At 39.6% G+C, this 15510-nt stretch carries 6 protein-coding genes; 5 read left to right on the plus strand and 1 reads right to left on the minus strand.

Features of this window, described 5'->3' with window-relative positions; genetic code table 11:
• Window positions 1–17 precede the first annotated feature (17 nt).
• The 4 genes from recC to ABJE44_RS14500 all read left to right on the plus strand — a co-directional run bounded on the left by recC (window position 18) and on the right by ABJE44_RS14500 (window position 12461).
• Window positions 18–3467: an exodeoxyribonuclease V subunit gamma gene (recC, locus tag ABJE44_RS14485; RefSeq protein WP_348109584.1), complete on the plus strand. Its 3450-nt coding sequence runs from the start codon at window positions 18–20 to the stop codon at window positions 3465–3467.
• Entirely contained in the window at window positions 3464–7321 is a 3858-nt protein-coding gene (locus ABJE44_RS14490) for a UvrD-helicase domain-containing protein (RefSeq protein ID WP_348109581.1), read from the plus strand. The genes recC and ABJE44_RS14490 overlap by 4 nt, the downstream gene beginning before the upstream one ends.
• A gap of 7 nt (window positions 7322–7328) precedes the next feature.
• Window positions 7329–9332, plus strand: coding sequence for an exodeoxyribonuclease V subunit alpha (gene recD / locus ABJE44_RS14495; protein ID WP_348109579.1), 2004 nt, complete (start codon window positions 7329–7331; stop codon window positions 9330–9332).
• A gap of 1392 nt (window positions 9333–10724) precedes the next feature.
• Entirely contained in the window at window positions 10725–12461 is a 1737-nt protein-coding gene (locus ABJE44_RS14500) for a polysaccharide lyase family 7 protein (protein ID WP_348109577.1), read from the plus strand.
• A gap of 218 nt (window positions 12462–12679) precedes the next feature.
• Here the strand turns inward: ABJE44_RS14500 and ABJE44_RS14505 are convergent, their stop codons facing one another.
• Window positions 12680–14566, minus strand: coding sequence for a winged helix-turn-helix domain-containing protein (locus ABJE44_RS14505; protein WP_348109576.1), 1887 nt, complete (start codon window positions 14564–14566; stop codon window positions 12680–12682).
• Between the two features lie 156 nt (window positions 14567–14722).
• Here ABJE44_RS14505 and ABJE44_RS14510 point away from each other — a divergent pair, with 156 nt between their 5' ends.
• Window positions 14723–15475 carry a sterol desaturase family protein gene (locus ABJE44_RS14510; protein ID WP_348109574.1) on the plus strand — a complete coding sequence of 251 codons (753 nt, stop codon included), beginning with the start codon at window positions 14723–14725 and terminating at the stop codon, window positions 15473–15475.
• Window positions 15476–15510 lie beyond the last annotated feature (35 nt).

A 15510-nucleotide genomic window follows, 5' to 3' on the forward strand; every position in this document is an offset into this window, starting at 1 on the left:
GAAAAGTTACTTTATTTATGTTGTATTTGATTCAATCAAACAAAATGGAATGCCTAGCTGAAAGATTAATCAGCTGTTTGCAACAAAGCTCTGAGCAAGGGCTGTCGGTTTTTGAAGCTGATCAAATTTTGGTTCAAAGCCCGGGTATGTCCCAGTGGTTAAAAATTCAAATTTCTGAAAAGTTAGGGATAGCCGCAAATATAGACTTCCCGTTACCATCTAGCTTTATTTGGCAGTTGTATCAACAAACTATCCAAGACCTACCAGAACAATCGTCTTTTACTAAAGTGAATATGACATGGAAACTTATGTCTGTATTGCCAACCTTACTGGACGCTCCGGAGTTTGTCGCTATCGAGCAATACCTGACAGACGCGCCACCATTAAAGTTATATCAGTTGGCCAGTAAAATTGCAGATGTTTACGATCAATACTTAGTTTACCGACCAGATTGGATCAATCATTGGGAGGCAGGGCATGACAATCTTCCTGATAGCGACGATCTAAGTATATGTGAGTCGCACCCTTGGCAGCCCGTGTTGTGGCGAGCTTTGGTTCATAATAGTGAAACATTGGGGGAGTCGCCGTTTCACCGTGCTAACCTGCACCATACCTTATTAGAAAAATTACAGTCTGCCACCCCAGCATCAGCTAAGCCGTTAATGGTGTTTGGTATTTCTGCGATGCCCTTACAACAATTAGAAGTACTTCATGCATTATCTGCCACTAGAGAGGTATTGATTTTTTGGTTTAACCCCAGCCAACATTACTGGGGGGATATTGTTGATAACAAAACCCAGGCAAAAGCCCAATTAAAAGAATTAAGTGACTCCCAAAGTACAGAGTCACAACTCACTGGGTCTGAATTTTTAGATGTGGGGAATCCTTTGTTAGCGTCTTGGGGGAAGTTAGGCCGTGATTATCAAGATATGCTATTGAGCTTTGATTTACAGCAGCAAGATTACTTTATTGAGTCTGAACCAAAGACCTTACTTGAGCATATTCAAACCGATGTGAGCCAGCTACAATTTAGAGCCACTTCCCACAAACTTGATGCAAGCGAGTTATTATCTAATGGGGTGGAGTTTCCTAAGATTGAGATATCGGAAGATGATAATTCGTTGCAAATTCATGGGTGTCATTCCAAAGTCAGAGAGTTAGAAATTCTGCACGACCAACTATTACAACGTTTCAGTGACAACCCAAGTTGGCACCCCGGTGATGTAATAGTCATGATGCCAGATGTGGCCACCTATGCACCTTTTATAGAGGGGGTATTTGGTGCGGTTGATAGTGAATTATCAATTCCTTATGCTATTTCTGACAGAAATGCAGGGGAAGTATCCCCCTTACTTGCTAGTTTTTTACAATTAATGAAGCTACATCAAAGTCGTATCACCTTGTCTGAAGTACTGTCTTTATTAGAAGTGCCCGCTATTCAGCGTAAATTTGCAATCGACCACCAAGAGTTTGAATTATTAACACACTGGCTGACAGATGCTGGAGTGCGTTGGGGGTGGGATGAAGAAGATAAACTGCGCTGGGATTTACCTGCAGAAAAGCAAAATACTTGGGTGTTTGGGTTGCAACGATTACTGACCGGTTATGCAATGTCTAGTAATGTATTATATCAAGGCAGACAAGGTATGGTGGCGGCCTACAGTGATATTGAAGGCCAACAAGCCGTAGCATTAGGTAAGTGTTATCAGTTTACTGGTGTGTTATTAAAAGTATTGGCGTTTTGCCAACAACAGCAATGCCTAGAAGCTAAAATCACTGAAGCCTTAGCTATGATAGAGCTACTTTATGATGCTGATGAAAGCGAACAGCTAGACATGCAAATTCTTAGAGAAACCTTAGAGAAAATGTCTGTTCATATTAATCAATATACCCAGGATATTGATCAAGATGTATTTGTAAGTGAGTTGCAACAAAATATTCAAGAAAAAGGTGTAGGACAAAGATTTTTAGCCGGGTACGTTAACTTTTGTACGCTTATGCCCATGCGAAGTATTCCTTTCAAAATGGTATGTTTGTTAGGCATAAACGATACTGATTACCCAAGACAAAGTGTACCTATGGGCTTTGATTTAATGCGCCTTGCACCAGTAAAACGGGGTGATAGATCTCGTAGGTTGGACGACAGGTACTTATTTTTAGAAGCGTTATTGTCACCAAGAGAGCAATTGTATTTTAGTTATCTAGGCTTCAGCCAAAAAGATAATAGCCCTTTGGCGCCATCTATTTTACTGAGTGAATTATTAGAATATTGCCAACAAGGCTTTTGTTTAACGGGTCAGTTATCACTAGATACCAAGCAAACTGAACAGAACTTGCTTACTCATCTAACTTGGCAGCATAAATTGCAACCCTTTAATGATAGCTATTTTTCTGCCAATTCAAATGATAGTCAGCCAAAAGGGTATTTTAGCTTTAATCAAAAGCAACAGCTTATTGCTGAACAATTGCAGCAACCTGCTGATAAGTTCAGCTTCAACGCAAACGCGTTAACGAATGCTACTGAGCAACAGCAGGCAGAAAACCCAGCCCTATCGAACCAAGTTGCTTTAGATGATTTAATACAGTTTTTTCATAATCCAGCTAAAGCATTTATTATGCACCGCTGGCAATCGCGTTTTTATCCATTGGGAGATGTAAATAGTGACGAAGAGCCATTTGCATTCGATGGTTTAGACAAATATTTACTTACCGATAGGTTGGTTCAGCATACACTCCACGAGCTCACTCTCGGGCGAGATGATAAGCAAAATATTATTGCGCATAATACCCACACAAAAGTATTGCAACAAATTAGAGCCGAAGGCAAGCTGCCCGCTGCGTTAACAGGTGATTTAGCTATTAGGCCATTAAGTAGAAAAAGCACAGACTTAGCTAAGCAAATAATTGAAGTGAGCCAGTCAAAAGATTTATTTGATACAGAGTCGATAATCCATTCGAAAAGTTTAGACATTAACTTACAGTTAAACCAAACATCACTCACGGGGCGTATTGGCAGTATATATGGGCAAAACCTAATACTATGGCGTAGTGGTAAACTTAGAGCAAAAGATAGGATCTCCTTATACTTACAGTGGCTTTCTGTATGTGCTCAAAGCCCTAAAACAGGACTAATTAATGGTTATTTTGTTAGTACTGAAAAGCCATTTTCTATTCCTGTAATTGAGAAACAACAGGCCCATGACACATTGAATTTATGGCTAGAATATTGGCAACAAGGGCTCTTACAGGCACTTCATTTTTACCCAGAAGCAGCTTGGCAATGGGTGACAACCCAAGATATAGATAAAAGCCTAAATACATTTATGGGTAATGATTTTGCAAAGGGTGAGGGCACAGAGGCTCACATTCAGAGAGTTTGCCCAGATTTAAGTGAAAATATTGAAGTGTTTACACAAGTATCTGATAGATTACTCATGCCTTTAGTTGAGCTAGGGGAGAGCAAATGAGCGATGGCGTAAACCACAAAGAGCCTCTACAAATGTTGCCCTTAGATCCTTTAACCTTTCCTTTGTACGGGCCGTCGTTAATTGAAGCGAGTGCTGGAACGGGTAAAACCTACACAATAGTGAATCTGTATCTTAGGTTGTTACTGGGTCGTGGTTGCGCACCGTTAGGTGTTGAAAAAATACTAGTGGTAACCTTTACGAATGCCGCCACAGGGGAATTAAAAGAGCGAATTCGCCAACGACTGCGTGAGGCTTACTTGGCATTTTTTGCCGAGTTTAGTGACGATCCATTTATTCAAAGACTAATAGAGCAAAGCGACAGTATTGAGCTAGATTGCCAGCGGTTAGCCCTGGCCAGTAAACAAATGGATGAGGCTGCCGTTTACACCATTCATGGGTTTTGTCATAAGGCCCTAACCGAGCACGCTTTTGAAAGCGGCGCTATGTACGAACAAAGCTTTATTTTAGATGAATCCCAATGGCTACAAATGGCCGCCGAAGATTACTGGCGTAAACATATTATTACCTTAGAGCCGGCACCTTTAGAGCTTTTGCTTAAGCATTGGGCCACGCCACAAAGTTTGCTAAGTGATATTGCTCGATTATTAAGTCAGCATGCTACGGCTTATCAAACCCAGAGTATCGAAAGTGCCATTAACAGTGCCAATGAATATGCACACGCTGTGGCAAAGGTTAAATCTTGGTGGCTCAGTAATGAAGTAAGTGAGCAGTTAAGCAAAGCAAAGCTCAATGGCCGAGCAAAAATATCCAAGTTACCTTTACTTCAAAATATGCAGGCTTTTTGTAAGGCTAATGCCTTAGAAATTGATTTTGATAAATCAGGTTGGGAAATGTTTTCGCCCGAACAAATAGAAAAAGCGGCTAAAAAAGGGAGTGCAGATTTATCTCATCTAGATTTTAGTCAATTTGAACTATTACAAAGCATGTTAAAAAACGCCCAGGAAAGCCTAGTTCTAGCCTTTAGCCAAGATGCTTTGGATGTGGTGTCTGCTAATTTAGCATCTCATAAAGCAAGGCTGCATTTATTGTCACCAGATGATTTGTTAGCCGGGTTACAGCAGGCACTTAATCAACAGGCAACGGAAGCCAAACGAAATGCTCAAGAAAATAATGACCAACTCCATCATAGTAAAGCCAGCATAACCGCAAATAGTTTAGCTAGCACAATTAGGGAGAATTTCCCTGCTGCTTTGATTGATGAATTTCAAGACACAGATCCAGTGCAGTTTGAGGTGTTTCAAGGAATTTACGGAGCGGAGCCTAAAAATAGTCTGGAAAATAAACAAAAAGCCCCATGTTGGATCATGATTGGCGACCCCAAACAAGCTATTTACGGATTTCGAGGGGCTGATATTTTTACCTATATCAGGGCAAAGGAATGGGTGGTTAAAGAAAGGCACTTTACCTTAGCGACTAATTGGCGCTCTGCTCCCAAACTGGTAGACGCCATTAATCTGTTATTTGAATCTAGCCGTAAAGGCTTTTTATTTGAACACAGTATTCCATTTAATCCCGTTGCTGCAGGTCGAGAGTTTGCGGGCCTAACCGTGCAAGGTGAAACCTTAGCCTGCTTAGAGTTTTTACATTTATGCAGTAACAATGGCCTACCTATCTCTGCTAACGACGCTGCTGAGAAACTAGCCATTGCAACGGCAAATCAAATTGCTAATTGGTTACATTTAGCAGAAGCCGGTGAGGCATACCTAAAGGGTAAAGCGATTACCGCAGCCGATTGCTGTGTGTTGGTGCGTAATCGCCGAGAAGCACTGGTAATGAAACAAGCGTTATCAGCAGTGAATGTAGCCAGTGTGTTTTTGTCTCGTACTAGTGTGTTTTCTACTCAGGTTGCCATAGATTTATTGAGATTATTAAAAGCATTAAGCCAACCAACCGACGAACGCCTCTTAAAAACTGCGTTATTAAGTGAACTCTTTACTTTAAATGCTCAACAATTAGATGAGCTTTTTAATGATGAGTCCCGTTGGCAAGATGTTTTAGAGCAACGTTTTTACTGGCATCAAATCTGGCAAAAACAGGGGGTTATTAAAGCTGTCAATCAAGTATTGCATTACTTTGATGTTGAGCAAGGCTTGATTAAACACTTTAACGATGGCCTAAGACGTATCACAGACTTACGTCATTTAACTGAATTATTACAGCAACAAAGTATGCAACTAGTGGGTGAGGCACAGCTTATTCATTGGTTTGAAACCTGTTTGTTAGAGCCTGACCATAATGTTGAAACTCAACAAATGCGTTTAGAAAGTGACGCTAATCTAGTGCAAATAATTACTCTGCATTCGTCTAAAGGGTTAGAGTTTCCCTTGGTGTTTATCCCTTTTGCTAGCAGTTATAAAAATGCACAAGAAGCGCTATACCATAATGATGCACAAAGTCTTGAAGTTGACTTTTTGACTAAAGAACAGAATTTACAAAAAGCCGACTTTGAACGTTTAGCCGAAGATATTCGTTTGTTTTATGTAGCGATAACCCGAGCCATCTATTATTGCTCTGTTGGGGTGTGGAATATTACCTTAGGCAGAAGCAAAAAAGATTCAGGCTTTATTCAATCAGCCTTAGGTTGTTTGTTAATGTCATCTAACGATGACCTTGATGACGGGCAGCCACAAAATAAAGTCACAGACCAAGATATAGCAACGCGTGTTGAAGTGTTAACTCAAAGGGCTGATATATCTTATAAAGCAGTAACTGAAGTCACGTCAGTGGTACCTCAACGTAGGAGTGCTGAAGGGCGTGCATTGCAAAGCCCAATGCTTAAAGCTTTAACTTTAAATAAACCCATTAATAGAGCATGGCGTTTAACCAGTTATTCTGCGATCAGTAGTCAGCAAGTACATTTAGATATGCCGGCACCGGGTCAAGATGAAGGTCAAGACAAAGGTCAGGATTATGACTCCTTTGTGGAAGATGAAATGCTCAACACAGCAGATAATCTAAGTGAGCAAAGTTCAGAGCCAGAGCAAAGTCCATTTAGTTTTGAAAGAGGTGCCAATGCGGGCTCGTTTTTACATGGTGTACTAGAGAATATAGACCTACAGCAGCCAGCACAATTGCCAGAAGCCATCAGCAAACAATCGATAAAGTTTGGCATCAAAGAAGAGTGGCAAGCGTGTTTAGAAACATGGTTATCCGATGTTTTGTTGACTTCTTTTAGTTCAGAAAATCCTAATGCAACAGGCAGTGATGCAAAGGCTATTAATTTGTCGCAACTTGCACCTAAGCAAGTAAAAGTCGAAATGGAATTTCACATGCCTTTACATCAGGTAAAGGTAAAAGACTTTAACCACATCATTAATCACTATTCACAACACCATACTCGTGATTACCAGTTTGAAGAACTTAACGGCATGATTAAAGGTTTTATAGACTTAATGTTTGAATTTGATGGCAAGTTTTATGTGGCGGATTATAAGTCCAATCATTTAGGTGACCACTTTGATGATTATCATCAAGGAGCAATGGAGCACGCCATGACAGATCACGATTATCACTTACAAGCCATTCTATATACCTTGGCGTTACATCGTTGGTTAAGTTACAAGTTACCAAATTATGAGTATTCAACCCATATTGGCGGTGCTTACTACTTGTTTTTAAGGGGCATGAGCCAAACCGTCCCAGGTAATGGTGTGTATTTCGTATTACCTGAACAATCTATGATTGAACAATTAGATACTTTGTTTGCGGGGGGAACAGATTCTAGCGAATCCATTGCAAATAGTTCAGCTAATTCGTCATCAAAAAACACCACAGAATTCGCTGATAACTCACTAGAAAATCCTCAACAACAAGGGCAGTTGGACTTATGGTGATTTATTCATGTTAATGCAAACTCAAACCAATCCAGCGCTACAACAAGCTTTAGATAAATTGCTAGTAAAAGGAAAAATTAGGGCGATTGATATGGCCTTTGCTGATTTTATTTATGGTGAAGAAGTGGAGTTGCAAGCATCTGCAAGGGATTGCATTTGTTTATTTGCAGCCTACGTAAGTGCTCAGTCAGGCGCTCAACATACCTGTGTTGACATTAACACGCTAGGGCAACCATTTGCAGGTGTTTATTTATTTCCAGACTTACCCACATTACAAAATATCATAGAGCAAAGTCATACTATAGCGAGTGTAAAAGCCCAACAAAAAAGCCAGGCTGATAGCGTAAACAAGCCCATAGTGATTGAAGGTAACTTGTTATATTTGCAAAGATACTGGCTTTACGAATCACAACTTGCAGATATTATTCGTGACAAAGCTGCTAAAAATAATGAACTAGACATGCCTAGGGCTAGAGAGTTGTTAAGTCGTTTGTTCAGTGACTCAGTAGATAAATCCTCAGCTCACGAAGGACTAGCACTCGATTGGCAAAAAGTAGCGGTATGCGTAGCCGCCCGTCAAAGCTTAAGTTTTATAACCGGAGGGCCAGGCACAGGCAAAACCACTACTGTCACTAGGCTATTAGCTTTATTGCAAGGTTTAGCAGTGGTCAATCCTTTGTACAAAAGTAAGCCTTTAAATATTCAATTAGTCGCGCCTACAGGTAAAGCTGCGGCTAGACTTACAGAGTCAATCAGTGCAGCAAAATTAAAACTGCCTACAGATTTACAAGCTAATCTACCAGAGCAATGTCAAACCATTCACAGGTTACTAGGGGCGCGGCCCCAAAGCCCCTATTTTAAAGCAAACGCCAACAACCCATTGCACCTAGATGTGTTAGTGTTAGACGAAGCCTCTATGGTCGATTTACCCCTAATGGCCAAGTTATTTGCAGCATTACCAGCGCATGCTCAAGTTATTTTGTTGGGCGATCAAGACCAACTTGCCTCTGTAGAAACAGGTAGTGTTTTGTCAGACATTTGTGCCGCCTGTGTATCGAATATAAACAACCAAGCCCCTTTAGCAGCCTATAGCGAATCTATGCAGTACACATTGGCAGCGTTAATGGACTTGCCTGCACCAAATATAAGCCATCAACAAGACCAAGATGTTGTCCTTACTAAAAAGACTGCAATCCAAAATAATCTGGTTAAGTTATTAAAAAGTCATCGATTTAAAGACGATAGCGGCGTAGGGCAGTTAGCTAAACATATTAATTTAGGGCAGGTGACAAAATGTATTTCATTATTAAAAGGTAGCGAATTTACTGATATTGATTGGTACCAACCAAGTCAAACTACACCGCAAAACGTAGCGAATGAAGTACTCAAAACGCTAATTGTTAAATTGCTACCGATTTATCAAGAGTACATAAAAGCCATACACCAAGGCGATATTCGTAAAGCCTTTGATACCTTACAAAAACAACAGGTGTTATGTGCCCAAAAAGGTGGTTTTTGGGGAGTAAACCAGTTAAATACTTTAATTGAGAGTGAACTACATAAACAAGGGTTAATTGATAACAGTAAAGGTTTTTACATTGGCCGACCTGTGATGCTCTCGAAAAATGATCACCAACTTAAATTATTTAACGGTGACATTGGCATTATCATGCCTGACCCAAGCAAACCAAGTTTAACCAAGGTCTGGTTTATTACCCCTGAAGGTAATGTGCGGGGTTTACTACCAAGTCGTTTACCTAGTGTAGATACCCTATACGCTATGACTATACATAAAAGCCAGGGCTCAGAATTTGAATCTGTTTATCTATGCCTACCACCTATCACAGCGAATAATCAAGGCCGGGGTTTAAACCGAGAATTGATATACACAGGTCTTACCCGAGCCAAAAAGCAATTTATGTTGTTTGGTGAGAGCAGGGCGCTTAGTTTAAGTTTGCAGCAACAATGTATACGGGGGAGTGGTTTGGCGGATAGGTTGGGTCAGCCTTAGGATATTAAATTTGCAGGGCTAGTTTGGACCCGTTCGGCGATTATCTACTAGATGGGTGTCAATCTCTGTTGATCGTAAATCAGCAAGGCTTAGTCACTCTTGTAAAGTACCGATGTCGCTTCCAAAACTAAACAAGGACGAACGGTTAGTGCAGTTGTAGGTTGGTTTATTAAGCCCATCAGCTTGTTTGCCAGAACCAATGCCTGCTAAATCAATGGCACCCTTTTATTCTATACCCTCAGCCCAAAGATTAAACATGGCTGTCTGGTTAGTGGTTAACTCGTTGGCACTTCGTGCCAAACCCCTCATAATTTACCCAAATTGGGGGGCTATATTTCATCTATTAGGTCTTATTGAATATGGTCTTTTTACAAAATTTAAAAGTAACTGTTTTTTGGTTGATCCCTTTAGTCGTTATAGGCAAGTCGAATAAAGTTGGAAAAAAAGAAAAGCTAATCTGGTTATTTGCTACTTTTTGTATAAGTTGGGCGAGCTTTATGCTCTATTTGTTAATTGCGCCTATCATGACTGATGATAACTAAATTGTCTCTTAACTAATGACTATGGTGACAATCACTACATTTTCTCCATAGTTGTCTCCACACTACTTCATATCCAAGAGTTGAATTAAGATAACAATCGCCTTCTTAAGACAATCAATAATTGCCACTTTAAGGTTTCACTCTGTCAACTAAACGATGACTGGTCGATTTACAACCAGGATTACATTGTAACGCTGACATCATAACCATGTATGAAACGGTTCCCACTTGATGCCGGCTTCCTTGAGTTTTTGCGAGCTCTGTATGTCGTTACTTTCTCGTTGTAAAAGGCTTTACCCCAACCATGGGGGCTGCTTGTGGTTGGTTTATACTAAATATTGTATTTTCGATGTCGAATTAGAGAGAGAAACTAAGTCGTTTGTACATTCAATTTAAGTCTTTCGGTTAATTAGTTCATATAACCAAAAAATTAAATATTGGTAAGTTCATAATTGCATTTCAAAAATTGAAATGTTTTCTAAGAAAAACAATTGGTAATACCATGTAACATTTCACTTAGCCTTGAAAAACACTTATTCCTTTAGTTTGTATAATTCGTAGATTTATTTTCATAAATAATTGATATTAAACAATAATAATCATACTGATCAAGTTTAAATAATTCGTATTATCAATTTCAATATTACATTTAGGTTAAATTATTTATCACAATGTTAAATATTTGTATTGATCTTGTTTGTTTTATGGATGATTATATATTTAATGTCTTAATAATTGGTCTTACCAATTTTTTGGCAAAAATGGCGATAAACAGGATGCCAATTTGTCGAGAAGACAGAAGAAGCCTTTTAAATTGGTGAACCAAAATAATAAACGGATAACCCTACATATGAAATTTATTACACAAAAGAAATATCTTTATTTAAGCCTAACTACTGCATTGAGTATTGCGAGTACAGCTAACGTAAATGCAGCTACAGTAACCATAGCGAACCCTGGTTTTGAAAGCAGTTTTGATGGATGGACTGATGATGATCCTTCAGCCATATCTAGTGATTCTCACAGTGGTTCTAAGTCAGCAAAAATTACAGGTTCAGGCGGCCGAGTTGACCAAACGGTTACGTTAACACCCAATACAAATTACGTCTTGACTGCTTACGTTGAAGGCAGTGGTGAAGTCGGCATAAACCTTGGCTCGTCAACAGAGTCAACTAAATCAACATCAGATGATTGGAGTGAAGTAACAGTGAGCTTTAATTCAGGCTCAGCCACTTCCGGTGAAATATTTGGAAAGTATTATAACGATGAAGGACGTTTTGATGACTTTACGTTAGAAAGTACCTCCACCTCGCCAGGATCAGATACCGGGACTGATGGTGAGTTATCAATCAGCACGGCTTTTGATGATGGTACAAGCCATAGTAATTATCCTCCTAGTAATGCTATAGACGGAAGCAGTGCATGGGCTTCCCGTTGGGCTGCCAGTTTAGGTAGCAATGCCACTAACCTTACACTCGAATTAGAAGAAACACAAAACGTCAAACAAGTAGGGATCTCTTGGGGCCGAGGCGATTCTCGTAGCTATACCTTTGAAATTTATGCCCGTTCAGGCACCAGTGGTGATTGGACCAAAATTGCAGACACCGTCAGCAGTGGTGATACAGCAGACATCGAACTATATGATGTAACTGATTTTGATGCACAACAAGTTAGAGTAAAAGCTCAATCTAACAGTGCTGGGACCAACTGGATGGACATTACTGAAGTTAAACTTTATGGTGAAAATGGCAGCGCTAATAACGATGACGACGATGACGACGATGACAACAACAACGACAACGGCGGCGGGGATAACAGCGATGGCAATGAGTGTCAGGCTAGCGGCAAAATGCTATACAACGGTTCGTGTGTCGAATACTATGAAGTATATGAAGCTGAGCATGGCGAAATAGGTGAAGATGATCACATTATTTCATTATCACCCATTGAGATGAAGTTTGATGCACTTGCGGCGCAGCATGTTACCGAAAATGGTAATGGTTGGAGACACGAGCTTAAAATAAAATCTAGTGGCGATTACCGTGTGGGAATGACAGAGCTTTACGAAGAGTTTAAAGCCACCATTACTGCTAATTTAGATGATGGTGCAAAAACGATTGTTGCACAGCACCATGCCGCAGATACTGCCACCATTACTAAATTATACATAGCAGATTTAGACGAGGGCGGTTTTGAGAATGCTCCCGATGGAACAGAGTCTGACAGTGTTGCAATGAACGGTATATTTGATGTGTATATTCGCTTAGCTAAAGAAGACGGCTCAGGTGAAACCAAACATCTGTTAACCACCATTCGCTCTGGTGATAGCTTTGATTTTGAAGAAATTAATGATCATGGCACAGTCACAGTAAAGATTAATGGCCAATCACTTAGCCCGATTAGTGTGAGTGATTCTTCAGCTTCTTACTTTAAATTTGGTAACTATCAACAAGCTCAAAACCCCGAAACTAATGAAAAATTAGAAAGTGGTGACGCTGATGGTGATTTTGCTGATTTTTATGAGGAGTTTTTTGATACCAGTGAAATAATCTTTACGGATATGAGTTATACCCGTACCTTAGATTAATCTAAGAATTGATAGCTAACTGGGCCCAAAATTATGTGTTTATCATCGTTTTGGGCCTTTTTTATGGGCTCACTTTCAATGCAGTATTGACTTATACCAAATCCAAAGCATACCTAGTGGAACCATCAAAAATGGCAGATACTGATATTTTAAATACACAGCGTATTAGGGCCAATATAAAGCGATTATTCACGGCTTTGTAAATAATGAAAATTAGTTTATTTAGAATGATTCATAATAGATTTGTCATCTAAACCAACCCTAGTAAGCAGGGCTAAGTAACGAGGATCATTTCTTATCTTGGTTAATCTCAGGTCATTGCGAGTAAAGACCAAACAATTTGAGCGATACTCTACGGCTTTATTAAATTGTACGAATGCCTTATCTACTTCATCAATCAATAAATAGGTAACGGCTGTTTCGTAAGGGCATAAATAGCCGTCATATTGCTGGGCTTTTTCTATTAAGCTAGGGATTTTATCAGCTTGATTGGCATGTCCGTATGTTTGCGCCAAAGCAAGGATAGGGTAGGCGGCACCAGAGTCTAATTGCACACCCTGTTGAGCTAGCCTAATGGCTCTCTGATGTTGGTTGGCTAAGGACGCTGATACGCTCGCTCCACTAAACAACATCCCTACATTTGGGTGCAGTTGTAATTGTTTATCTGCCCATTGCATTGCTGCTTCAAGTTCACCCATCATTGCTAGCGCCCAATGTCCCCAATCTGCTAATTCTATATTTAGTGGATCGATTTGATTTGCCTGTTCAAGGGATGTAAATAAACCTTGTACATTGCCCATGGCAGAGTAATAAAGCGCAAACCCTATTTCAGTTAGTACTAAGTTTGAGTCTAAGTTTTGGGCCTGCATTAACATACTCCAAGCATCTTCCCAGCGCCATGCTAGAACATAAGCTAACCCTAACGACGCCCTAGCTTGTGCTGAATTAGGGTTTAACTTTAAGACCTCAGCCACAGACTCAATAACAAAAGGGAGCACGTCTGCGGGTTTATCAAAATACGCCATTATAAGTCTGTAAGCATCTGCTTTTGCTAAGTATGCTGCTTCAAATTCGGGGTCTAATTTAATAGCTTCTGAAAATAAGTCTATGGCTGTTAGTAAGTCGGTATGGGTTAATAAGTCACGCTTATGTTGCCCCTCAATATAATATTCATAGGCCCTAAGGTTGGCTGTTGGAAATTTAGCTAAACTGACTTTTTCATTTTCAAGAATGGCTATTTTAAGTGCCTTTGATACTGATTCGGCAACCTTTGCTTGGGTAATGAAAAACGTGGTGTCGTCTAGTCGGCTTTGATAGTGTTTTGACCAAACTAGTGAGCCGGTATTCAAATCGTCCAATTCGGGGGAAATCTGTAATCTAGCACCTGTCGACATATTGATATTGGCTGAAAGTATATATCGAATCGAAGGCAGTTTATTTTTAATGTAAGCATGGCTTTTGTTTTCTTTAAACATAAAGGAGGATGCGGCTGGGACCACATTTAAGCCTGATATTTTTCTTAGTTTTTGAATAACTTCCCTGGTACTTTGATCGGCAAAGGTTTGGTATTTTTCTGCATCGATCCCTGATACCTCAAATGGTAATACAAGCACATAAGGGCGTTCTGGTGCTAGGTTATAACTAGGGTGTTTGAGCCACCAAAGTACTCCTATGCATAGCAACAAAAAAGGAAGAATTAGGTGTCTAGATGTTAACCCACTCAAGAGGCGAGTGGGGTAGTGCTGTCTATTTTGTAACTTAGGCGTGGCTTTATGGCTACTTACTGGTTCATCTGTTGATTCTGTTACTTCGCCAATAAATTGATAGCCACGGCCACGGATTGTTTTGATTATAAGTTGTTGCTCGCCATTATCTCCCAATGCCTTTCGAGCACTTTTTATATGATTACTTAGTGTGGTATCTGATACATCTCGACCCGCCCAAACCTTATTAAATAGAGTTTCTCTCGATACTAATATGTGTCGATTCTCAATTAAATAAATAATTAAATCGAAAACCTTAGGTTCAACGGGTACAGGCTGAGCGCCACATTTTATAGAAAACATGGTGGTATCAATTTCAAATAAATTGACTTTGTATTTCATTAAGAACTCCCTGTTCTAGATGAGCCCTGGCTAGAATATTATTACCTTACCCTAAGTATTAGCTAAATATTAGCCATTTGTTATCCAAAATTCAGGTGAAACCTTCATTTAAGTTAAACAATGATTAGGAATTTAATTAACGAAAAGGAAAGCATTATGCCCACACCATTGGAAATTTTAATTGATCCAGTCTCACTGATTATTTTAGGGATGCTAAATGTGCTATTACTAGCTGAAATTTTGATGCCCGGACGGCAACAAATGAAAGCAAAGGGATGGTATATACGCGCCCCCATTTCGTTTGTGGTGTATTTCTACTTATCTGCCTATCTGCCTTTATTATGGGACCAGTATTTAATGGAATATCAGGTGTTTAATTTAGAGCATTTAAATCCATATGTAGCAGCTGTTATTGCTTTGTTCATTTTTGAATTTTTGGTTTATGTTTGGCATCGAAGTATGCATAAAAGCAAAGTGTTGTGGAGGATATTTCACCAAATGCACCACAGTGTTGAGCGAGTGGATGCATTAGGAGCATTCTATTTTAGTCCGCTTGATATGGCGGGCTTTACCTTATTAGGGAGCCTAAGTTTAGTGGTAATAATCGGCGTGACTCCTGAGGCTGCAAGTTACTTTTTATATGGTTCGATTTTCTTAGTGGTGTTTCAGCATACTAATATCAAAACACCCCAATGGTTAGGTTATATTATTCAGCGCCCAGAAAGCCATAGTGTCCATCATGGGGCTGGAATACATGGTTACAACTACTCTGACTTACCAGTATTTGATATTTTATTTGGCACCTTTAAAAACCCTAAAACGTTTGTAGAAAAAACAGGGTTTTACAATGGTGCTTCGGCTAGAGTTCCTGAAATGCTTATATTTAAGGACGTTTATAAACCTAAGTAACAATTGAGGGACTTCTTTAACGATAGTTTGGATAT

The sequence above is a fragment of the Paraglaciecola sp. genome (assembly GCF_039942875.1).
In the GTDB taxonomy this organism is placed as follows: Bacteria; Pseudomonadota; Gammaproteobacteria; order Enterobacterales; family Alteromonadaceae; genus Paraglaciecola.

What these genes read in the sequence shown, in the direction of transcription:
- recC (WP_348109584.1), top strand. Translation starts at nt 18, where the DNA reads ATGTTGTATTTGATTCAATCAAACAAAATGGAATGCCTAGCTGAAAGA.
- ABJE44_RS14490 (WP_348109581.1), top strand. Translation starts at nt 3,464, where the DNA reads ATGAGCGATGGCGTAAACCACAAAGAGCCTCTACAAATGTTGCCCTTA.
- recD (WP_348109579.1), top strand. Translation starts at nt 7,329, where the DNA reads ATGTTAATGCAAACTCAAACCAATCCAGCGCTACAACAAGCTTTAGAT.
- ABJE44_RS14500 (WP_348109577.1), top strand. Translation starts at nt 10,725, where the DNA reads ATGAAATTTATTACACAAAAGAAATATCTTTATTTAAGCCTAACTACT.
- ABJE44_RS14505 (WP_348109576.1), bottom strand. Translation starts at nt 14,566, where the DNA reads ATGAAATACAAAGTCAATTTATTTGAAATTGATACCACCATGTTTTCT.
- ABJE44_RS14510 (WP_348109574.1), top strand. Translation starts at nt 14,723, where the DNA reads ATGCCCACACCATTGGAAATTTTAATTGATCCAGTCTCACTGATTATT.